16 protein-coding genes and 1 pseudogene are annotated in these 21,717 nt (G+C 72.7%); 15 read left to right on the top strand and 2 right to left on the bottom strand.

Annotated elements, in window-relative coordinates; translation table 11 throughout:
• The first annotated feature begins 468 nt into the window (after positions 1 to 468).
• Positions 469 to 2,217 (top strand): ABC transporter ATP-binding protein, encoded by a 1,749-nt coding sequence (locus tag E1212_RS16105; RefSeq protein ID WP_131984269.1) that lies wholly within the window; start codon positions 469 to 471, stop codon positions 2,215 to 2,217.
• A complete protein-coding gene (locus tag E1212_RS16100; protein ID WP_131984219.1) occupies positions 2,214 to 4,013 on the top strand; it encodes an ABC transporter ATP-binding protein in 1,800 nt (599 codons plus the stop codon). Before E1212_RS16105 ends, E1212_RS16100 begins: the two co-directional genes overlap by 4 nt.
• A gap of 19 nt (positions 4,014 to 4,032) precedes the next feature.
• Here the strand turns inward: E1212_RS16100 and E1212_RS16095 are convergent, their stop codons facing one another.
• Positions 4,033 to 4,608, bottom strand: coding sequence for a septum formation family protein (locus tag E1212_RS16095; protein ID WP_162605501.1), 576 nt, complete (start codon positions 4,606 to 4,608; stop codon positions 4,033 to 4,035).
• A 98-nt stretch (positions 4,609 to 4,706) separates the two neighbouring features.
• A complete protein-coding gene (locus E1212_RS16090; RefSeq protein WP_131984215.1) occupies positions 4,707 to 5,195 on the bottom strand; it encodes a septum formation family protein in 489 nt (162 codons plus the stop codon).
• Positions 5,196 to 5,405: 210 nt separating this feature from the next.
• Here E1212_RS16090 and hisI point away from each other — a divergent pair, with 210 nt between their 5' ends.
• The 13 genes and pseudogenes from hisI (at position 5,406) to E1212_RS16025 (ending at position 21,710) form a co-directional block, all read left to right on the top strand.
• The gene (hisI, locus tag E1212_RS16085; protein ID WP_131984213.1) at positions 5,406 to 5,765 is read left to right on the top strand and encodes a phosphoribosyl-AMP cyclohydrolase; all 360 of its coding nucleotides are present in this window, start codon (positions 5,406 to 5,408) and stop codon (positions 5,763 to 5,765) included.
• Positions 5,762 to 7,294, top strand: a complete 1,533-nt coding sequence (locus E1212_RS16080) for an anthranilate synthase component I (RefSeq protein WP_131984211.1) — start codon at positions 5,762 to 5,764, stop codon at positions 7,292 to 7,294. The genes hisI and E1212_RS16080 overlap by 4 nt, the downstream gene beginning before the upstream one ends.
• Positions 7,291 to 7,881 carry a Trp biosynthesis-associated membrane protein gene (locus E1212_RS16075; protein ID WP_162605500.1) on the top strand — a complete coding sequence of 197 codons (591 nt, stop codon included), beginning with the start codon at positions 7,291 to 7,293 and terminating at the stop codon, positions 7,879 to 7,881. Before E1212_RS16080 ends, E1212_RS16075 begins: the two co-directional genes overlap by 4 nt.
• A 117-nt stretch (positions 7,882 to 7,998) precedes the next feature.
• Entirely contained in the window at positions 7,999 to 8,250 is a 252-nt protein-coding gene (locus E1212_RS16070; RefSeq protein WP_131984207.1) for an HGxxPAAW family protein, read from the top strand.
• Positions 8,251 to 8,253: 3 nt separating this feature from the next.
• On the top strand, positions 8,254 to 8,604 hold the full coding sequence (locus E1212_RS16065) for a winged helix-turn-helix domain-containing protein (protein ID WP_131984205.1): 351 nt from the start codon (positions 8,254 to 8,256) through the stop codon (positions 8,602 to 8,604).
• A gap of 118 nt (positions 8,605 to 8,722) precedes the next feature.
• Entirely contained in the window at positions 8,723 to 9,538 is an 816-nt protein-coding gene (gene trpC / locus E1212_RS16060) for an indole-3-glycerol phosphate synthase TrpC (RefSeq protein WP_131984203.1), read from the top strand.
• Between the two features lie 238 nt (positions 9,539 to 9,776).
• A complete protein-coding gene (gene trpB, locus E1212_RS16055; RefSeq protein WP_131984266.1) occupies positions 9,777 to 11,018 on the top strand; it encodes a tryptophan synthase subunit beta in 1,242 nt (413 codons plus the stop codon).
• Positions 11,015 to 11,809, top strand: coding sequence for a tryptophan synthase subunit alpha (gene trpA, locus E1212_RS16050; RefSeq protein ID WP_131984201.1), 795 nt, complete (start codon positions 11,015 to 11,017; stop codon positions 11,807 to 11,809). The genes trpB and trpA overlap by 4 nt, the downstream gene beginning before the upstream one ends.
• Positions 11,809 to 12,591 (top strand): DsbA family protein, encoded by a 783-nt coding sequence (locus tag E1212_RS16045; RefSeq protein ID WP_131984199.1) that lies wholly within the window; start codon positions 11,809 to 11,811, stop codon positions 12,589 to 12,591. Before trpA ends, E1212_RS16045 begins: the two co-directional genes overlap by 1 nt.
• A gap of 88 nt (positions 12,592 to 12,679) precedes the next feature.
• On the top strand, positions 12,680 to 13,519 hold the full coding sequence (locus E1212_RS16040) for a DsbA family protein (protein ID WP_131984197.1): 840 nt from the start codon (positions 12,680 to 12,682) through the stop codon (positions 13,517 to 13,519).
• Positions 13,520 to 13,669: 150 nt separating this feature from the next.
• Positions 13,670 to 14,707: pseudogene (lgt, locus tag E1212_RS16035) on the top strand (prolipoprotein diacylglyceryl transferase); the annotation flags it as partial.
• A gap of 1,023 nt (positions 14,708 to 15,730) precedes the next feature.
• Complete coding sequence (gene gltB / locus E1212_RS16030) at positions 15,731 to 20,251, top strand: glutamate synthase large subunit (protein WP_131984195.1); 4,521 nt, start codon at positions 15,731 to 15,733, stop codon at positions 20,249 to 20,251.
• The gene (locus E1212_RS16025) at positions 20,244 to 21,710 is read left to right on the top strand and encodes a glutamate synthase subunit beta (RefSeq protein ID WP_131984193.1); all 1,467 of its coding nucleotides are present in this window, start codon (positions 20,244 to 20,246) and stop codon (positions 21,708 to 21,710) included. Before gltB ends, E1212_RS16025 begins: the two co-directional genes overlap by 8 nt.
• The last annotated feature ends 7 nt before the right edge of the window (positions 21,711 to 21,717 follow it).

Raw genomic sequence — 21,717 nt, 5'->3', positions numbered from 1 at the left:
CCGCTGGCGGTTGCGCTGTGGTGTTCGGCAGTTGGTTGCGCTCTGCTGACGGTTACGCCGGCCACTCACTGTGGATTCCCATGATCCGGCTCACGCTCCGGAAACCGGCGCTTGCGGCCCGGATCGGGCTGCCATCCGCCGGTCTCGGGGGTGTCCGCCGGTTTCCCGGGCGTGAGCGGCGCGTCACCACGATCGCCGGAGCGTCGACACGGTTGCAGGCGTAGTGCGACACGGGATCTTGTGCTGAACGTGATCATTTCGTGGGGCGGTGGGGAACGGAAACCGATTACAGGTGTGTCGGCGGCTGTTGGTACCGTACAAAGCCGGGCACCCCACGGAATTCGCGCGAGCGGTCGATCACGCCTGCGCGCCCTCCGTGGCCGCAGGCGTGGAGCGCAGAGAGCGAGTGATGTGAGGGACGAGCGGCAGGCCACCCTGCGCGAGGGGGTCCGGATCCTCGTCCGGGCCATGCGGGACGAGCCGGTCATCCTCGGCATCGCGGTGGCGGGCAGCGCGGTGTACGGGTTCGCGACGGTGGCGGCGGCCGAGGTCATCGGGCGGGTCACCGACCGGGTGGTGGTGCCGGCGTTCCGCGAGGGCGAGACCACCACGGGCGCCCTCGCGCTGACAGCGTTGGCCATCATGGTGACGGCGCTGGTCAAGGCCGGTGGCATCGTGGTGCGCCGGTACTTCGCCGGTCTCGGCCAGTATCGCCTCAACGCCCGCTACCGGCGCCAGGTGAGCCGTCAGTACCTCAGGCTGCCGCTGTCCTGGCACCACCAGCACTCCACCGGCAAGCTGCTGTCCAACGCGAACGCCGACGTCGAGGCGTCGTTCTGGCCCATCGCGCCGCTGCCGTTCGCGCTCGGCGTCGTCGTCATGCTGGTCTTCGCGCTGGTGTCGATGTTCCTGGCCGACCCGCTGCTGGCGCTGGTCGGCGCGCTGGTGTTCCCGGCCATCCTGCTGCTCAACTTCGTCTACCAGCGCCGGCTGTCGCCGCTGGCCACCAGGGCGCAGGCGCTGCGGGCCGAGCTCTCCGGCGTCGCGCACGAGTCGTTCGACGGCGCCCTGGTCGTCAAGGCGATGGGCCGCGAGTCCGCCGAGACCGAACGGTTCGCCAAGGTCGCGGGGCAGCTGCGCGACGCCAACGCCGCCGTCGGCCGGGTCCGGGGCGCGTTCGACCCCCTGCTCGAGGCGCTGCCCAACCTCGGCGTGCTCGCGGTGCTGATCATCGGCTCGGCCCGGGTCGCCGACGGTGACATGGCGGCCGGCACGCTGGTCCAGGTGGCGTACCTGCTCACCATCACCGCGTTCCCCATCCGCGCCATCGGCTTCGTGCTCGGCGAGCTCCCGCGCGCCACCGTCGGCTGGCGGCGGGTGCAGGCGGTCCTCGACGCGACGGGGGCGCTGCCGCACGGCACGGGCAGCCTCGACGGCGACGCCGGCCCTGCGCATCTCGGCGTCCGCGACGTCACCTACTCCTACGTCGAGGGCACGCCGGTGCTCGACGGCGTCCACCTCGACGTCGAGCCAGGCCGCACGGTCGCCGTCGTCGGGTCCACCGGGTCGGGCAAGTCGACGCTGGCCAGCCTGCTGGTCCGGCTGGTCGACCCGGGCGGCGGCGCGGTGCTGCTCGACGGCACCGACCTGCGCCACCTCGAGCCCGGCGCGGTCGCCGGGGCGGTGGCGCTGGTCTTCCAGCAGCCGTTCATCTTCGAGGACAGCGTCCGCGACAACGTCACCCTCGGCCTGTCCGTGCCCGACGACGACGTCTGGGCGGCGCTGCGGCTGGCCCAGGGCGACCGCTTCGTGCACGAGCTCGACGGCGACCTCGACGCCCGCATCGGCGAGCGCGGCGCCACCCTGTCCGGCGGGCAGCGGCAGCGGCTGGCGCTGGCCCGGGCGCTGGTCCGCAGGCCGCGCCTGCTCGTCCTCGACGACGCCACCAGCGCCGTCGACCCCGAGGTCGAGCGGCGCATCCTCGCCGGGCTCCGAGACGCGGCGCTGCCGTCCACCGTCGTCGTCGTGGCGTACCGGCGGGCCACCATCGCGCTGGCCGACGAGGTCGTCTACGTCGAGGACGGCCGGGTGTCGGCGCGCGGCACCCACACGGAGCTGCTGGCGGCCTCGCCCGGCTATCGCGACCTCATCACCGCCTACGAGCGCGACGCCGCCGAGCGGGCCAGGGCCGGCACCGACCAGGAGGTCCGGTCATGAGCGCAGTAGCCGGCCGAGGATCGCAGCTGGGCGAGGTCCGCACCGGCGACGGCGCGTGGCGGACGTTCCGCCGCGGGCTGGCGCTGTCGCCCGAGATCTCCACCGGCCTGACGGTGACCCTGCTGCTCGCGCTCGTGGCCACGGCCGGGCGCGTGGTCGTGCCCATCGCCGTCCAGCAGACCATCGACAGCGGCCTCAACACCGGCAGCGGCCCCGACCTCGGCTACGTCCGCTGGATGATCGCGCTGGCCGCCGGCGGGGTCCTCGTCACCGTCGTCGCCGCGTACTTCATGAACCGGCGCATCTTCCAGGCCAGCGAGGCCGGCCTCGCGACGCTGCGGACCAAGGCGTTCCGGCACGTCCACGACCTGTCGGTGCTCACCCAGGACACCGAACGGCGCGGGTCGCTGGTGTCACGGGTCACCAGCGACGTCGACACCATCTCGCAGTTCGTCCAGTGGGGCGGGCTGATCATGCTGGTCAGCATCGGCCAGCTGATCATCGCCACCGTCGTCATGGCGGTGTACTCGTGGCAGCTGACGCTGCTGGTCTGGATCTGCTTCCTGCCGCTGTTCCTGGCGCTGCGCACGTTCCAGCGCATGCTGTCGTCGGCCTACATGGTGGTGCGCGAGCGGGTCGGCGGCATGCTCGGCGCCATCTCCGAGTCCGTCGTCGGCGCCCAGGCGGTCCGGGCGTACGCCGTCGAGGGCCGCACCCAGCAACGCATCGACGACGCCGTCGAGTCGCACCGCGTGGCGGCCAGCCGCGCCCAGCGGCTCGCGGCCACGGCGTTCTCCACCGGCGAGGTGGTGGCCGGGCTGGCCAACGCCGCCATCGTCGTGGTCGGCGTGCTGCTCGGCGTGGCCGGCGACATCTCGCTCGGCCGCATGCTGGCCTTCCTCTTCCTGGTCACCCTGTTCGTGGCGCCGGTCCAGGTGGGCACCGAGGTGCTGAGCGAGGCGCAGAACGCCATCGCCGGCTGGCGGCGGGTGCTGGGCATCCTCGACACCCCGGCCGACGTCGCCGACCCGGCCGACAACGGCGTGCGGCTGCCGCGCGGGCCCATCGACGTCCGGTTCGAGCACGTCTCGTACGCCTACCCGAACGGGCCGACGGTGCTGCACGAGGTCGACGTCGCCATCGCCCGCCACACCAGGGTCGCCGTGGTCGGCGAGACCGGCTCGGGCAAGACGACGTTCGCCAAGCTGCTCACCCGGCTGATGGACCCGGTCGAGGGCCGCGTGCTGGTCGACGGCATCGACCTGCGCGACATCCGGTTCGACTCCCTGCGCGAGCGGGTCGTCATGGTGCCGCAAGAGGGTTTCCTCTTCGACGACACCCTGGCGGCCAACCTGCGCTACGGCCGGCCCGAGGCCACCGACGACGACCTGCTGATCGCCGTCACCGAGCTGGGGCTGGGGGAGTGGCTCGACTCGCTGCCGTTCGGGCTGCAGACGCCGGTCGGGCAGCGCGGCGAGTCGCTGTCGGCGGGCGAGCGGCAGTTGGTGGCGCTGGCCCGTGCCTACCTCGCCGACCCCGACCTGCTGGTCCTCGACGAGGCCACCAGCGCCGTCGACCCCGCCACCGAGGTCCGGCTGGCCCGGGCGCTCGAGGGCATCTCCCGCGGGCGCACGTCGGTGACCATCGCGCACCGGCTGTCCACCGCCGAGGCGGCCGACGAGGTCTTCGTGTTCGACCGCGGCCGCCTCGTCGAGGCCGGCCCGCACGCCGAACTGGTCGAGAAGGGCGGCGTCTACGCCGCCCTGCACGCCGCCTGGGTCAGCCAGTCGCGCTGACCCAGGCGGGCGTGGTCCGTCAGCGGTTGGCGCCCTCGAGGGTGCCGGTCACCGGGCCGGCCGGGTCGTAGACGGTGCAGACGAGCTCGCGGTCGCCCTGGGCCCACGACTCCTCGGTCGGCTCCAGCCACTGGATGTCCAGAACCGACTCGTTGTAGTCCATGCCGACGAACGTGGCGAACTCGCCGATGCAGTCCGACTCGACCTGCGTCTGGAACGTCTCGGACCCGGGGAAGCTGCCGTCGCCCTCGGGGACCTCGAGGACCGCGAAGACCTCCTGGTCGTGCTCCTCCTCGCAGGGGATGACGGTCAGCTCCTCGATCTGCTCCTCGGCGTTGAAGCTGCTGATGCAGTCGCCGAGGCCGACGTCGAAGACGTTCTGGGTCTCGCCTTCCGGCTCCTCGGAGGACTCCTCCTCGGCGGGCGGCTCGGTCTCGTCCCCGGCGGGGGTCTCTTCGCCCCCGGCCGCGGTCTCCTCGCTGGTGGTGCTCTCGTCGCCGTCGCCGGCGTCGGACGCACCGTCGCCACAGGCGCTGAGGCTCAGCGCCGCGGCGGCGGCGAGGGCCGTGACAGCGGTACGAATCGTGATACGCACGATCATTGTCTCCTTCAGATTGAACACGCCGATCTCACGGCGCTGTGCCGCCGCCGCCCGCGCGGACGGGCGGCGGAGTCATGGGGGTGCTCACGACGTCAGCGGTTCGCGCCCTGCAGCGAACCGGTCACGGGGCCCGCGGGGTCGTAGACCAGGCAGACCAGCTCGCGGTCGCCCTGGTCCCACGACTGCGCCGTGGGCTGCAGCCAGGTGAAGTCCAGCGCCGACTCCTCGTAGGCGAGGCCGACGTAGGTCTGGAACTCCGTGGTGCAGAGCTCCACCGCCTGGGCCCGGAGGTCGTCGTCGCCGGGCAGCTCGCCGTCGGGGACCTGCCCCGTCGCATAGACCTCTTGGGCGTGCTCGCCGTCGCACGGCACGACCGCGACGTCCTCGACCTGCTCGGAGTCGCCGAAGTCGCCGAGGCAGTCGCCCACCCGCACGTCGAACACGTCGGCCGCGTCGGCGGTCTCGGTGACGTTGCCCGACGCATCGCGCCGCGGCTCGCCGTCGTCGCCCGAACAGCCGCCCAGCAGGACCGCGGCGGCAACGGCCGACGCCGCCGCGGCGGCGCGGAACGTGCGTGCCACGAGAGAGCTCCTTCGTCAAGGGTCCGGATCCGGGACGGTCGCGAGACGTAGCCGACCACGGCACCCTATCCCGATTCCGTCATGGCTCTCGGCGCTTCCCGCGACCTCCCGGTCGGCGTCCTCCCTCGTCGGTGATCGTCTCGTCCACGACGTGAACCGGAAGTCCGGAGGCGTGTCCTTCGCCCGGACGCCGTCGGGGACAATGGGCAGATGCCCGGTCTCGACCCCTCCGTAGCCGCCCGGCTCACACTCACCGCCGACGGACTGCTGCCCGCGGTCGTCCAGCAGCACGACACCGGCGAGGTGCTCATGCTCGCGTGGATGGACGCCGAGGCGTTGCATCGCACCCTCACCACCGGCCGGGCCACGTACTGGAGCCGCAGCCGGGCCGAGTACTGGGTCAAGGGCGAGACGTCCGGCCACCGCCAGTGGGTCCGCGAGGTGCGCCTCGACTGCGACGGCGACACCCTGCTGCTGAAGGTCGACCAAGAGGGCCCGGCCTGCCACACCGGCACCCGCACCTGCTTCGACGACGGCCTGCTCGACTCCGTCGAGGGGACGGCGGCATGAGCGCGCCCCTTCCGGTCACGCCCGACCTCGAGAACTTCCGGGTCCTCGCCAAGGAGCGGCGGGTCATCCCGGTCGTCCGGCGGCTGCTGGCCGACGGCGAGACCCCGGTCGGCGTCTACCACAAGCTCGCCGCGGGGCGGCCCGGCACGTTCCTGCTCGAGTCCGCCGAGCACGGCGGCGTGTGGTCGCGCTACTCCTTCGTCGGCGCCCAGTCGGCGGCCGTGCTCAGCGAGCGCGACGGCGAGGCGGTCTGGCACGGCAACCCGCCCGTGGGGCTGCCCTCCGGCGGCGACCCCTGGGAGGCGCTGCGTGGCACGCTGCGGGCACTCAGGAGCCAGCGGCTGCCGGGCCTCCCGCCGCTGACCGGCGGGCTGGTCGGGTTCGTCTCCTACGACGCCGTCCGCCGGCTCGAGCGGCTGCCCGAGACCACCGTCGACGACCTGCAGCTCCCCGACATGTCGTTCCTGCTGGCCACCGACCTCGCCGTCCTCGACCACGACGACGGCACCGTCCTGCTGGTGGCCAACGCCGTCAACTGGGACGACAGCGACGAGCGGGTCGACGAGGCATGGGCCGACGCCGTCGCCCGCCTCGACCGCATGACCACCGAGCTCGCGCAGCCCACGCCGTCGTCGGTGGCCTCCTACGACCCCGGCACGCCGCCGCGGCACGACAGCCGCACCGAGAGGGCCGACTTCCTGGCCGCCGTCGAGCGGGCCAAGGAGGAGATCCGGGCCGGCGAGGCGTTCCAGATCGTGCTCTCGCAGCGGTTCCAGACCCCCACGCACGCCGACGCGCTGGACGTCTACCGCGTGCTGCGCCGCGACAACCCGAGCCCGTACATGTACCTCGTCCGGCTGCCCGGTCCCGGCGGCGGCGACGACGGCGCCTACTCCGTCGTCGGGTCCAGCCCCGAGGCGCTGGTCAAGGTCAACGGCGACCGCGTCATGACGCACCCCATCGCGGGCACCCGGTGGCGCGGCGAGACTCCCGAGGCCGACGCCGCGCTGGCCGACGAGCTGCTCGCCGACCCCAAGGAGCGGGCCGAGCACCTCATGCTCGTCGACCTCTCCCGCAACGACCTCGGCCGGGTCTGCGCGCCCGGCACGGTCGAGGTGGTCGACTTCATGACGGTGCGCCGCTACAGCCACGTCATGCACATCGAGTCGACGGTGGTGGGGCGGCTGCGCGACGACCACGAGGCGCTCGACGTGCTGGCGGCCTGTTTCCCGGCCGGCACGCTGTCCGGCGCGCCGAAGGTCCGGGCCATGGAGATCATCGACGACCTCGAGCCGGTCCGCCGCGGCGTCTACGGCGGGGTCGTGGGCTACCTCGACTTCGCCGGCGACCTCGATGTCGCCATCGCCATCCGCACGGCGCTGATCCGCGACGGCGTCGGCTACGTGCAGGCCGGCGCGGGCATCGTCGCCGACTCCGACCCCGAGGCGGAGTGGACGGAGTCGCGCAACAAGGCCGCCGCGGCGCTGCGGGCCATCGCCGTCGCCGAGACCATGCGGCCGGTGCGGTGAGCCCGGCCGCCCGCCGCGAGTACCTCGGCGCGCTGGTCCTGCTGGCCGCCGGGGGAGTCCTCGGGCTGGTCGCGGCGTCGCGGCCGTGGGGGCGTGCGGAGCTGTCGTCGTCACTCTCCGTGACGTCGACGACGGTGTCCGGCTCCGACCTCGTGCCGCTCGCGCCCGCCGTCGCCCTGGTGGCCCTGGCGGCCGTCGTGGCGGTCCCTGCGGTGCGGCGGCTGGGCCGGCGCGTCGTGGGCGCCGCGCTGGCCCTCCTGGGCGCGGCGCAGGCCGCGCTGGCGGCACTGACCCTCCCGGACCTCGCCGGACGGGTGCGGGACTGGCTCGAGAGCAGCCCCGACGGCCTGGGCTCGGCCGAAGAGATCACCACGTCGCCGGCCTGGGCGGTCGCCGTCGTCGTCGCCGGGCTGCTGGTCACGGCGGCGGGGGCGCTGGTCGCGGTGCGCGGGCCCGGCTGGCCCGCCATGGGCGCCCGCTACGAGCGCCCGGCCGGTCACGCCCGTGCGGAGGGGGCGGCCAAGCCGGCCGAGGGCAACCGCGCCACCTGGGACGCCCTCGACCGCGGCGACGACCCCACCACGTGAGCACCGGTACCTGAGCACCGGCAATCGAGCCCCGGTACGGAGGTCGGCCGACGAGCGACCCCGATCATCCGGCACAATGTGCGGTAACGACGCCAGGACGACAGGAGACGAACACCGATGGCGCACAACGAGCACGGCCACACACCTGCCGCCTGGACCACGGTCATCCTGATCCTGGCCGGCTTCGTGGTCGGCTGCATCGCCGTCATCCTGCTCAACTGGCCGCTGTTCTGGATCGGCGGTGTGGGCCTGGTCGTCGTGGCCGGCATCGTCGGCAAGATCATGCAGATGATGGGCCTCGGGCAGCGCGACCCGCAGGCCGGCCCCCGCCAGCCCGCCGCCACGACGGGCGAGGACAGCATCGGGTAGGCCATGACCCGCCCCGGCAGGACGACCTCGGACCGGGCCCGCGGGGGCCCGCCGGTCGTCTCCGTGGGCGGCGTGACGCTCGACGTCGACCACCGCACGGTGGCCACGCCCGGCGGACACGAGGTCGCGCTGACGCCGTTGCAGGCCGCCCTGCTGGCCCATCTCATGTCCCGGGCCGGCCGGGTCTGCACGCGTGAGGAGCTCATGTGCCAGGCGCTGGGCTACCCGGTGCCGGTGGACACGCGCACGGTCGACGTGCACGTCGCGACGCTGCGGGGCAAGCTCGGCGGCGCGCTGGCCATCCGTTCGGTGCGTGGTGTGGGGTACGCCCTCGAGCCGTTCGCCGACGGATGAAGCACACGCCCGTCGGGCACCCTTCACCGGGGGTATGTCGTGACCACTCATCACGCGCCGTTACTCTGGTCCGACCGGGTCGACCGATCCGGGCGCACGGCACCGGCGAGGGGCGGAGATGAGCGTTCTCGAAGAGATCATCGACGGGGTGCGCGCCGACCTGGCCGAACGTGAGGGCCGCTGCCCTCTCGATCAGCTCAAGGAGAAGGCGGCCAAGCAGCCGCCGGCCCGTGATCCGCTGCCCCTGCTCCGTTCGCCGGGTGTCTCCGTCATCGCTGAGGTGAAACGGTCGAGCCCGTCACGGGGTTCCCTGGCCGAGATCGCCGACCCCGCCGCGCTCGCGGTCGACTACGAGGCCGGCGGCGCCGCCGCCATCAGCGTGCTCACCGAGCAGCGCCGGTTCGGCGGCACCCTCGACGACCTCAAGACCGTCCGGGCCGCCGTCGAGGCCCCGGTGCTGCGCAAGGACTTCATCGTCACCAGCTACCAGCTGTGGGAGGCGCGCGCGTACGGCGCCGACCTCGCGCTGCTCATCGTCGCCGCGCTCGAGCAGATCGCGCTGGTGAGCCTCATCGAGCGGGCCGAGTCCATCGGGCTCACGCCGCTGGTCGAGGCGCACACGGCCGACGAGGTCCAGCGGGCGGCCGACGCCGGGGCGAGGCTCGTCGGCATCAACGCGCGCAACCTCAAGACGCTCGAGGTCGACACCACCACGTTCGAGCGGCTGGCGCCGACGGTTCCGGACGGCATCGTCAAGATCGCCGAGTCCGGCGTGAAGTCGCCCCGCGACGTCATCGACCTCGCCCGTGCGGGGGCCGACGCCGTCCTGGTCGGCGAGACCCTGGTGACCGGCAAGGATCCCCGGGCCGCCGTCGCCGACCTGGTGGCGGCCGGTGCCCACCCCGCCCTCAACCGCGGCAGCCGCCAGGGCTGACGCCCGGGTCGCCGTCACGATCGAGGGCCGACGGCCGTGCCCCGGCGCCTGCGTGCCGAGAGTGCGGTGGAACGTCATGACGGCGCTGAACCAGCGTCGAGCGGTTCGGAAAATCCCGATGCGATTGGGGACGGGTCCGCCCGCTGCGATACCGTCACGGGGTGACGGCGCACGGCTGCGCTCTCGTCACCTGTCAGCCATCTCTGCAACGCATCGAGGAGCTACTCGGGTGGACACCATGCCCGACCACGGGCACGTCCTTGCCACTGGTCACGAGGACCGGCCCGGCCGGTTCGGCCCCTACGGCGGCCGCTACGTCCCGGAGGCGCTGATCGCGGCGCTCGACGAGCTCGACCGCGAGTACACCGCCGCCCGGCACGACCCCGCCTTCCAGGCCGAGCTGACCCACCTGCTCACCACCTACACCGGCCGGCCCACCCCCATCACCGAGGCGGCCCGGTTCGGGGAGCAGGCGGCCCATGGCGCGCGCATCCTGCTCAAGCGCGAAGACCTCAACCACACCGGCTCGCACAAGATCAACAACGTGCTGGGCCAGGCGCTGCTCACCAGGCGCATCGGCAAGCAGCGGGTCATCGCCGAGACCGGCGCCGGCCAGCACGGCGTCGCCACGGCCACCGCGGCCGCGCTCATGGGCCTCGAGTGCGTCATCTACATGGGCGAGGAGGACACCCGCCGGCAGGCGCTCAACGTCGCCCGCATGGAGCTGCTCGGCGCCACCGTCGTCCCGGTGAAGACCGGCTCGCGCACGCTCAAGGACGCCATCAACGAGGCGCTGCGCGACTGGGTCACCAACGTCGCCACCACCAACTACGTCTTCGGCACCGTCGCCGGGCCGCACCCGTTCCCCACCCTGGTGCGCGACCTGCAGCGCATCATCGGGGTCGAGGCGCGCCAGCAGGTCCTCGAGCTCACCGGCCGGCTGCCCGACGCGGTCGCGGCCTGCGTGGGCGGCGGCTCCAACGCCATCGGCATCTTCCACGCCTTCATCGACGACGCCGACGTCGCGCTGCACGGCTTCGAGGCCGGCGGCGACGGCGTCGCCACCGGCCGGCACGCCGCGACCATCACGGCCGGCTCTCCCGGCGTGCTGCACGGCGCGCGCTCGTACCTGCTGCAGGACGACATGGGCCAGACCATCGAGTCGCACTCCATCTCCGCCGGCCTCGACTACCCGGGCGTCGGCCCTGAGCACTCCTGGCTGAAGGACTCCGGACGGGCCGCGTACGAGCCGGTCGACGACGCCGACGCCATGGAGGCGTTCCGCCTGCTCTGCCGCACCGAGGGCATCATCCCGGCCATCGAGAGCTCGCATGCGCTGGCCGGCGCCAGGCGGCTGGGCGAGCGCCTCGGCCCCGACGCCACCATCCTGGTGAACCTGTCCGGGCGCGGCGACAAGGACGTCGACACCGCCGCCAAGTGGTTCGGCATCATGGACGAGTCGGGGGAGGTCCAGGCATGACCACCTCCGTCGCGTTCGAGAAGGCACGGGCCGAGGGTCGCGCCGCGCTCGTCGGCTACCTGCCGGCCGGCTACCCCAGCGTCGACGGCTCCATCGCCGCGCTGACGGCCATGGTCGCCGCCGGCGTCGACATCGTCGAGGTCGGGCTGCCCTACAGCGACCCGCTCATCGACGGCCCGGTCATCCAGTCCGCCGTCGACGCCGCGTTGCGGGCCGGCACCACGACCACCGACGTGCTGCGCGTGGTCGAGGCGGTCGCCGCCACAGAGGCGCCCGCCGTCGTCATGTCGTACTGGAACCCGCTCGACCGCTACGGCGCCGCCGCGTTCGCGCGCGACCTCGCCGCGGCCGGCGGGGCCGGCGTCATCACGCCCGACCTCACGCCCGACGCCGACGACACCTGGCTCCCGGCGGCCCGAGAGCACGGCCTCGACACCGTCTTCCTGGTGGCGCCGTCGTCCACGCCGGAGCGCATCGCCATGACGACGGCGGCCTGCCGCGGCTTCGTCTACGCCACCTCCGTCATGGGCGTCACCGGCACCCGCGAGCAGGTCGGCGACGCCGCGGCCGGCCTGGTCGAGCGCACGAAGGCGACGACCGACCTCCCGGTCGCCGTCGGGCTCGGGGTCTCCACCGCCGCCCAGGCCACCGAGATCGCCGCCTACGCCGACGGCGTCGTCGTCGGGTCCGCGTTCGTGCGCCGGCTGCTCGACGCCGCCGACCCCGCGGCGGGGGTCGCCGCCGTCGCCGAGCTGGCCGCTGACCTCGCCGCGGGAGTGCGCGAGCGCTGATGGCCAGCAAACGGGACAACGACAACCGGCCGCCGGCCCGAGGCTCCAAGAGAGAAGCCGCTCGCCGGCGCGCCGAGGCGCTGCGCAAGGAGGCCGAGGCCAGGGCGCTGGCCGAGCGCCGCCGCGAGCGCTTCATCCGGGCCGGCGTCTCCGTGGCTGTCCTCGTCGTGGTCGCCGTCATCGTGATCGCGCTGGTCAACCGCGGGTCCGATGGTCCCGAAGGCACCGGCGCCATCCCGTCGGGCACCGTCGAGGGCGGCACCGGCGTGGCCGCCGGCGAGGAGTCGGCGCCGGTGACCATCGACTACTGGTTCGACTTCCAGTGCCCGTTCTGTGGCGAGTTCGAGGCCGAGAACGGCCCGGTGCTCGAGGAGCTGGTCGCCGCCGGCACCGCCCGGGTGGTCTACCACCCGGCGGCGTTCCTCGGCGAGGAGTCCGACCGCGCCAGCAACGCGTTCGGCTGCGCCATCGACGCCGGCCGGCCGGTCGAGTACCTCACCGAGCTGTTCGCGAACCAGCCGGCCGAGCGCTCCGGCGGCTACACGACCGACGACCTGCTCGCGGCCGGCCAGGCGGTCGGCCTCGACGACGCCGTCTTCGAGTCGTGCGTGCGCGACGGCACCTACGCCGACTGGGGCCGGCACGTCCTCGACGCCTTCCGCGACGAGGGCCTCGAGGCCACGCCGTCGGTGCTGCTGAACGGGGAGCCGCTGGAGAATCCGGCGGCGATGAGCGCCGCCGAGTTCCGCGCCGCGGTCGAGGGAGCCGTGACGTCATCGTGACGGTACGATCTGGAACTCCCGCCAGGGTCAGTGAAGTTGTACCCTCGTCAATCCCCGTGAACCCACTCGTGTCGAAGGAAGCCCAGCGATGAGTAGCAAGAAGGCCGAGGCCCGCGAGCGTGTCAAGGCGATGCGCGAGGAGCAGGCGCGCCAAGAGAAGCGGCGCGAGCGGATGATGCGCTACGGCGTCGCGGTGGCCATCGTGGTCGCGGTCGCGATCATCGCGGTGGCCGTGGCAGCCAGCCGCGGCGGCGACGACGGCCCGGTCGCCGTTCCCGACGCCGCGGGCACCGGCAACGGCCTTCAGATCGACGGCGACGGCCAGGGCGTCCTCAGCGGCGAGGCCTCGGCACCGGTGACCATCGACTACTGGATGGACTTCCTCTGCCCGCACTGCCGCGACTTCGAGGCGGCCAACAGCGCGGCGATCCAGCAGCTGGTCGACTCCGGCGAGGCGAACATCGTCTACCACCCGCTCGACTACACCGGCGGCGTGTACTCCCGGCGGGCCAACAACGCCTTCGCCTGCGCCTCGCAAGAGGGCATGGGCTCGGAGTTCAAGGACGCGGCGTTCGCCGCCCAGGGCACCCAGTGGTCCACCAGCTCGCTGGTCGACCTCGGCGAGCAGGTCGGCATCGGCGGCGACTACGAGAGCTGCGTCCGCGACGACGAGTTCGAGGACTGGGCGGCCGCGGTGCCCGAGACGGCCCGCGAGCACCAGGTCGAGGGCACCCCGACGGTGTTCGTCAACGGTGAGCTGCTCGACGCCAGCCAGTGGACGCCCGAGGGCATCCAGGCCGCCGTCGCCACCGTCGCCGCCGGTGGCAGCCTCGCCACGCCGGCTCCCGACGCCAGCGCGACGGCTCCGGCCACCCCGCCGGCCACCCCGCCCGCGGCCGAGACGCCGAACCCGTCCGCCACGCAGTGACTGCGATCAGTGGCCCCGCGCGCAGCGGTCGCCGCCCGGTGAACGCGGCCAGTTGCCCTGCAGTCAGGCGCCTAGTGAAATGGTGCACACCACGATGAGGTACTGCTTCGACCGGTCCGGTACGGTTCGCCTGTGATCGCGACTCCGGCCATGGTGCTGCCCGCCTCCATCCCCAGCCCCGGCAGCGGTTCCTGGGACATCGGCGGCTTCGAGTTGAGGGCCTATGCCCTGTGCATCATGGCCGGCATCGTGCTGGCGATCTGGCTCGGCAACAAGCGCTGGCTCGCCCGCGGCGGCGAGGCCGGCGTGGTCGCCGACGTCGCGGTGTGGGCGGTGCCGTTCGGCATCATCGGCGGACGGCTGTACCACGTCATCACCGACAACCAGCTCTACTTCCGCGAGGGCCGCGACCCCTGGCAGGCGCTGCGCATCTGGGAGGGCGGCCTGGGCATCTGGGGCGCCATCGCCGTGGGCGGCCTGGGCGTGTGGATCGCCTGCCGCCGGCGCGGCGTCCCGTTCGCGGCCATGGCCGACGCCCTCGCGCCCGGCATCCTCATCGCCCAGGCCGTCGGCCGGTGGGGCAACTGGTTCAACCAGGAGCTCTTCGGCCGGCCGACGGACCTCCCGTGGGGTCTCGAGATCGACCCCGTCAACCGGCCGGCCGGCTACGCCGACGTCACCACGTTCCACCCGACGTTCCTCTACGAGTCGCTGTGGGCGCTGGGCCTGGCGTTCCTGCTGATGTGGCTCGACAAGCGCTACGCCATCGGATTCGGCCGGCTGTTCGCGCTGTACGTCGCCGGCTACACGCTGGGGCGCGTCTTCTGGGAGTACCTGCGCATCGATCCCGCGAACGAGGTGTTCGGCCTGCGGGTCAACCTCTGGGTGTCCGGGCTGATCTTCGTGGCGGCGCTCGCGTTCTACTTCTGGTCGCTCAAGAGGCACCCCGGCCGCGAGGACCCCGAGTCGCTGCGCGGCTTCTACGACCAGCCCGACCCGTTCGGCGACGACAAGGCGAAGGACGACGACGCCCCGCTCACCCTCCCCGACGACGGCGACGGCGAGAGCGCCGAGGCGGGGGAGAAGGGCGGCCTCGCGGTCGCCACCAAGAAGACGACGGCGACGAAGGCGGCTCCCGGCACCACGGCCATTGCCGAGGGCGCGAAGAAGCCCGCCGCTGACGAGAAGCCCGCCGAGGGTGACGAGCCGGCGGCGGACGAGAAGCCGGCGGCGGACGAGAAGCCGGCGGGGGAGAAGCCGGCCGGGGAGAAGCCCGCGGGCGAGGCGGCCGCTCCTGTGGCGAAGAAGGCCGCGGCGAAGAAGGCTTCGGCCACGAAGGCCACGGCCACCGAGGCCACGGCCACCGCCGCCACCGAGACGGCCGCCAGCACCACGACCGCGAGCACGTCGGCGGCCAAGAAGGCCCCGGCCACGAAGGCGCCGGCGAAGACGGCGGCCGGCGCCGCGGACCCCGCCTCCACGACCGCCGCGGCCCAGAAGACCACCACGAAGAAGGCGCCGGCGAAGAAGACGGCGGCCGGCACCACCACGGCGGCGTCGACCGGCACGGCCAAGAAGGCGCCCGCGGCGAAGAAGGCGCCCGCCAAGAAGGCCACCCCGCCCGCCGAGGCGCCCCCGGCGAAGAAGGCGCCCGCCAAGAAGGCCACCCCGCCCGCAGAGGCGCCACCGGCCGACGACTCGACCAACACCCCCTCCTCCGGCGGCTGACCCCGTCGGCGACGCATCATCACCAGCACCGCCCGCCCGCGCCCGAGCCCGAGTTGATCTTGGAGTAAATGCGGGATCGTGGTCCGGTTCGCCCGATTGATCCCGCGGTATCTCCAAGATCAACGGGAGCTGGGGGCGGCCGGGGTGGTCGCCGGCCGCAAGGAAGCGCCGGGTTACGTCACGAAACGGCCACGAACCGCTGACGCCACGCCCGGCGTGGCGCCCTTCACGAGTCCGTGGACGTCAACGTATTTGTCCCGGTCCGACAGTCTTCCGAGCTCACGATCTGCGGCGACGACCGGCCATCGGCGGAGAATCCGATGATCAACCGGTGATTCCTCCGCGCGCCGGAGAACGCCGTCGCCGATATCATGGAGAGACGCGACAACACACAACGGCCGAAGTGTTGTAATCTCCACGAAACTCAAGCACGGGCCAGCGCCGTCCCTGCACCCGCCGCCAGTCTGCGACGACGGGAGTGCCATGCGCCTCACGCCCGACCCTCAGGGCCTGTACGACCCGAAGTTCGAACACGACGCCTGCGGGGTGGCCTTCGTGGCCACGCTCGACGGCGTGGCCAGCCGCGCGATCGTCGATCGCGGGCTGACCGCCCTGAGCAACCTCGACCACCGGGGCGCCTCGGGCGCCGAGCCCGACTCCGGCGACGGCGCCGGCATCCTGCTCCAGGTCCCCGACGCGTTCTGCCGGGCGGTCGCCGGCGTCGAGCTGCCCGCCGCGGGGCACTACGCCACCGGGCTGGCCTTCATCCCCGACGACGATGCGCAGAACGCGCGCATCGTCGAGGACACCGCGCGCATCGCCGCCGAGGAGGGGCTCACGGTCCTCGCCTGGCGCGAGGTGCCCACCACGCCGGGCCTGCTGGGGGCGACGGCGCGTTCGACACTGCCGCGCATCCGCCAGCTCTTCGTCGCCGACGCACACGGGTACCAGCTGAGCGGCATCGAGCTGGACCGCAAGACGTTCGCCCTGCGCAAGCGGCTCGAGCGCACCGCAGGGGCGTACTTCCCGAGCCTGTCGTCGCGCACCATCGTCTACAAGGGCATGCTGACCACCGGCCAGCTGGAGCCGTTCTTCCCGGACCTGTCCGACGAGCGGCTGGCCTCCGCCATCGCCGTCGTGCACTCGCGGTTCTCGACGAACACGTTCCCGAGCTGGCCGCTGGCGCACCCGTACCGCTTCGTCGCGCACAACGGCGAGATCAACACCGTCCAGGGCAACCGCAACTGGATGCGCGCCCGCGAGTCACAGCTCGAGAGCGACGTCATCGGCGGCGACCTCGCGCGGCTGTACCCCATCGTCGCGCCCGACGGCAGCGACTCCGCCAGCTTCGACGAGGTGCTCGAGCTGCTGCACCTGGGCGGGCGGAGCCTGCCGCACGCGGTGCGCATGATGATCCCCGAGGCGTGGGAGAACCACCAGGGCATCTCGAAGTCGCGGCGCGACTTCTTCGAGTTCCACAGCACGATCATGGAGCCGTGGGACGGCCCGGCCGCGGTCGTCTTCACCGACGGCAGCCTGGTCGGCGCGCTGCTCGACCGCAACGGCCTGCGCCCGGGCCGCTACTGGATCACCGACGACGGCCTCGTCGTGCTGGCGTCCGAGGCCGGGGTGCTCGATCTCGACCCGGCCACCGTCGTGCGCAAGGGCCGGCTCGAGCCGGGCCGCATGTTCCTCGTCGACGTCGCCGGCCACAAGGTCATGGACGACGACGAGGTCATGGACGACCTCGCCGCGGGCGAGCCGTACGGCGAGTGGCTGCACGCCGGCCTCATCCGCCTCGGCGACCTGCCGCAGCGCGAGCACGTCGTGCACACCCACGCCAGCGTCACCCGCCGGCAGCAGACCTTCGGCTACACCGAGGAGGAGCTGCGGCTGCTGATCGCGCCCATGGCCAATGCCGGGGCGGAGCCGATCGGATCAATGGGCACCGATACGCCCATCGCGGCGCTGTCGAACCGGCCGCGGCTGCTGTTCGACTACTTCTCGCAGTTGTTCGCGCAGGTCACGAACCCGCCGCTCGACGCCATCCGCGAAGAGCTGGTCACGTCGCTGGCCGGCACCATCGGCCCCGAGGGCAACCTGCTCGACCCCGGCCCGGCCTCGTGCCGCCAGCTGGTGCTGCCGTTCCCGGTCATCGACAACGACCAACTCGCCAAGATCATCCACATCAACCGCGACGGCAACCTGCCCGGGTACGCCACGCACGTCATCCGGGGGCTCTACGACGTCTCCGGCGGCGGCGCCGAGCTCGGCCGGCGGCTGGCGGAGATCTGCGCCGAGGCGTCGAAGGCCATCGAGGCCGGCGCCCGCATCATCGTGCTGTCCGACCGCCACTCCGACACCACGCTGGCCCCGATCCCGTCGCTGTTGCTCACGTCGGCGGTGCACCACCACCTGATCCGCGAGAAGAGCCGTACCAAGGTCGGCCTGGTCGTCGAGGCCGGCGACGTCCGCGAGGTGCACCACGTCGCGCTGCTCATCGGCTACGGCGCGGGCGCGGTGAACCCGTACCTCGCCATGGAGAGTGTCGAGGACCTCGTCCGCCAGGGCACCCTGCTGCCCGACATCAGCCCCGAGAAGGCCGTCGCCAACCTCATCAAGGCGCTCGGCAAGGGCGTGCTCAAGGTCATGAGCAAGATGGGCGTCTCGACGGTCGCGTCCTACACCGGCGCGCAGATCTTCGAGGCGGTCGGCCTGGCCAAGGACGTCGTCGACCGGTACTTCACCGGCACCACGTCGCGACTCGGCGGCATCGGCCTCGACGTCGTCGCCGAAGAGGTCCGCCGTCGCCACGCCCGGGCCTACCCGCGCGGCGGCAGCGCCACCCGGCACCGCAAGCTCGAGGTGGGCGGCGAGTACCAGTGGCGCCGCGAGGGCGAGCCGCACCTGTTCGACCCCGAGACCGTCTTCCGGCTGCAGCACTCCACGCGCGCGGGCCGCTACGACGTCTTCAAGCAGTACACCGAGCGGGTCAACGAGCAGTCGCAGCGCATCATGACGCTGCGGGGGCTGTTCACGCTCAAGACCGGCGAGCGCCCGCCCGTCCCGCTCGACGAGGTCGAGCCGGTCGAGGCGATCGTCCGGCGGTTCTCCACCGGCGCCATGTCGTACGGCTCCATCAGCAAGGAGGCGCACGAGACGCTGGCCGTCGCGATGAACCGCCTCGGCGCGAAGTCGAACACCGGCGAAGGCGGCGAGGACACCGACCGCCTGCACGACCCCGAGCGGCGCAGCGCCATCAAGCAGGTGGCCAGCGGCCGGTTCGGCGTCACGTCCGACTACCTGAGCAACGCCGACGACATCCAGATCAAGATGGCGCAGGGCGCGAAGCCCGGCGAGGGCGGCCAGCTGCCCGGCCACAAGGTGTACCCGTGGGTGGCCCGCACGCGGCACTCCACCCCGGGCGTCGGCCTCATCTCGCCGCCGCCGCACCACGACATCTACTCCATCGAGGACCTCAAGCAGCTCATCCACGACCTCAAGAACGCCAACCCGGCGGCGCGCATCCACGTGAAGCTCGTCGCCGAGGTGGGGGTCGGGACGGTCGCCGCGGGCGTCTCGAAGGCGCACGCCGACGTCGTGCTCATCTCCGGTCACGACGGCGGCACCGGCGCCGCCCCGCTGACCAGCCTCAAGCACGCCGGCGGCCCGTGGGAGCTGGGCCTGGCCGAGACGCAGCAGACGCTGCTGCTCAACGGGCTGCGCGACCGCATCGTCGTGCAGACCGACGGCCAGCTCAAGACCGGCCGCGACGTCATCGTCGCCGCGCTGCTGGGTGCCGAGGAGTACGGGTTCGCGACGGCGCCGCTGGTCGTGTCGGGCTGCATCATGATGCGGGTCTGCCACCTCGACACCTGCCCCGTCGGCGTCGCGACGCAGAACCCGGAGCTGCGCAAGAAGTTCACCGGCCGGCCCGAGTTCGTCGTCAACTTCTTCGAGTACATCGCCGAGGAGGTCCGCGAGTACCTGGCCGAGCTGGGCTTCCGCAGCCTCGACGAGGCCATCGGCCGCGCCGACCTGCTCGACACCGAGGCCGCCGTCGACCACTGGAAGGCCGCCGGGCTCGACCTCTCACCGATCCTGCACGTGCCCGACCTCCCCGACGGCGCCGCCCGCCGCCAGGTCGTCGGCCAGGACCACGGCCTCGAGAAGGCGCTGGACAACCAGCTCATCGCCCTGGCCACCGACGCGCTCGAGCACGGCGAGCCGGTGCGCATGCAGCTCGAGGTGCGCAACGTCAACCGCACCGTCGGCACCATGCTCGGCCACGAGGTGACCAAGCGCACCGACGGCACGGGCCTGCCCGACGACACCATCGACGTCACGTTCACCGGCTCGGCCGGGCAGTCGTTCGGCGCGTTCCTGCCGGCCGGCGTCACGCTCCGGCTCGAGGGCGACGTCAACGACTACCTCGCCAAAGGGCTGTCGGGCGGCCGCGTCGTCGTCCGGCCGGACCGCTCCGCACCGTTCGCGGCCGAAGAGAACATCATCGCCGGCAACGTCGCCGCCTACGGCGCCACCGGCGGCGAGCTGTTCGTCCGCGGCCTGGTGGGCGAGCGGTTCTGCGTCCGCAACTCCGGCGTCACCGCCGTCGTCGAGGGCGTCGGCGACCACGCGCTCGAGTACATGACCGGCGGCACCGTCGTCATCCTGGGCCGCACCGGCCGCAACATCGCGGCCGGCATGTCCGGTGGGACGGCATTCGTCCTCGACCTCGACACCAGCCTGGTGAACCCCGAGATGGTCGAGGTCGAGACGCCCGACGCCGGCGCGCTGACGCGGCTGTACGCCATCATCCAGAAATACCGCGACGAGACCGGCTCGGCCGTCGCCGAGGAGCTGCTGGCCGACTGGGCGCTGGCCCAGGCCCGGTTCTCGCTCATCATGCCCACGGACTACAAGCGAGTGCTCGCCGCCAAGGCCGCCGCCGAGCGCGATGGACGCGATGTCGACGTCGCGATCATGGAGGCGGCGCATGGCTGACCCACGAGGCTTCCTGAAGACCCCGCGCCAGGTGGCCAAGGCGCGGCCGGTCGAGGAGCGGCTGCGCGACTGGAACGAGGTCTACCCCGCACCGGGCATCGGCCGCACCCTGCTGCCGATCATCGTCGAGCAGGCCGGGCGCTGCATGGACTGCGGCATCCCGTTCTGCCACCACGGCTGCCCGCTGGGGAACCTGATCCCGGAGTGGAACGACCTCGTCTGGCGCGACGACTGGAAGGTGGCGGCCGAGCGGTTGCACGCCACGAACAACTTCCCCGAGTTCACCGGGCGGCTGTGCCCGGCGCCGTGCGAGGCGGCCTGCGTGGTCGCCATCGCCGACGACGCCGTCACCATTAAGAACGTCGAAGTGTCGATCATCGACAAGGCGTTCGACGAGGGCTGGGTGGCGCCGCTGCCGCCGGAGCGGCTGACCGACCGGACGGTGGCCGTCATCGGCTCCGGACCGGCCGGCCTCGCCGTCGCCCAGCAGCTGACCCGCGCGGGGCACACCGTCGCCGTCTACGAGCGGGCCGACCGCGCCGGCGGGCTGCTGCGCTACGGCATCCCCGAGTTCAAGATGGAGAAGAGGCACCTCGACCGGCGGCTCGACCAGATGCGGGCCGAGGGCACCATCTTCCGCACCGGTGTCGAGGTCGGGGCGACCATCACCGGCAAGGAGCTGCAGGCCCGCTACGACGCGGTCGTGCTGGCCGTGGGCGCCACGGACTGGCGCGACCTGCCGATCCCCGGGCGCGAGCTCGACGGCGTCCACCAGGCCATGGAGTACCTGCCGCAGGCCAACCGCGTCGCCCAGGGCGAGACCGTCCCCGGGCAGATCACGGCCGAGGGCAAGCACGTCGTCATCATCGGCGGCGGCGACACCGGCGCCGACTGCCTGGGCACCGCCCACCGGCAGGGCGCGGCGTCGGTGACGCAGCTCGAGATCATGCCGGAGCCCCCGGGCACCCGGCACGCGTCCACGCCGTGGCCCACCTGGCCGCTCATGCTGCGCACGTCCAGCGCCCACGAGGAGGGCGGCGAACGCGTCTACGCCGTCTCCACGCTGGAGTTCACCGGCGACGACGGCCGGGTGACGGCGCTGCGGCTGGTCGAGGTCGAGCGGACGTCGTCGGGCTTCGAGCCGGTGCCGGGCACCGAGCGCGACCTGCCCGCCGACCTCGTCCTGCTGGCCATGGGGTTCGTCGGACCCGAGAAGTCGGCGCTGGTCGAGCAGCTCGGCGTCGACCTCGACGCGCGGGGCAACATCGTGCGCGACGAGTCGTTCGAGACCACGGTCCCGGGCGTCTTCGTGGCCGGCGACGCCGGCCGCGGCCAGTCCCTCATCGTGTGGGCCATCGCCGAGGGCCGGTCGGTGGCTGCCGCCGTCGACCGGAAGCTGACCGGAGTCGACCGGCTCCCGTCGCCGGTCTCGCCCACCGACCGTCCGCTCGCGGTGTGAGCCCGAT

It is taken from the genome of Jiangella ureilytica (assembly GCF_004348545.1).
Lineage (GTDB): Bacteria > Actinomycetota > Actinomycetes > Jiangellales > Jiangellaceae > Jiangella > Jiangella ureilytica.
Note: the sequence above shows the minus strand (reverse complement) of the source record. Positions and strands in the feature narration are given on the sequence as shown.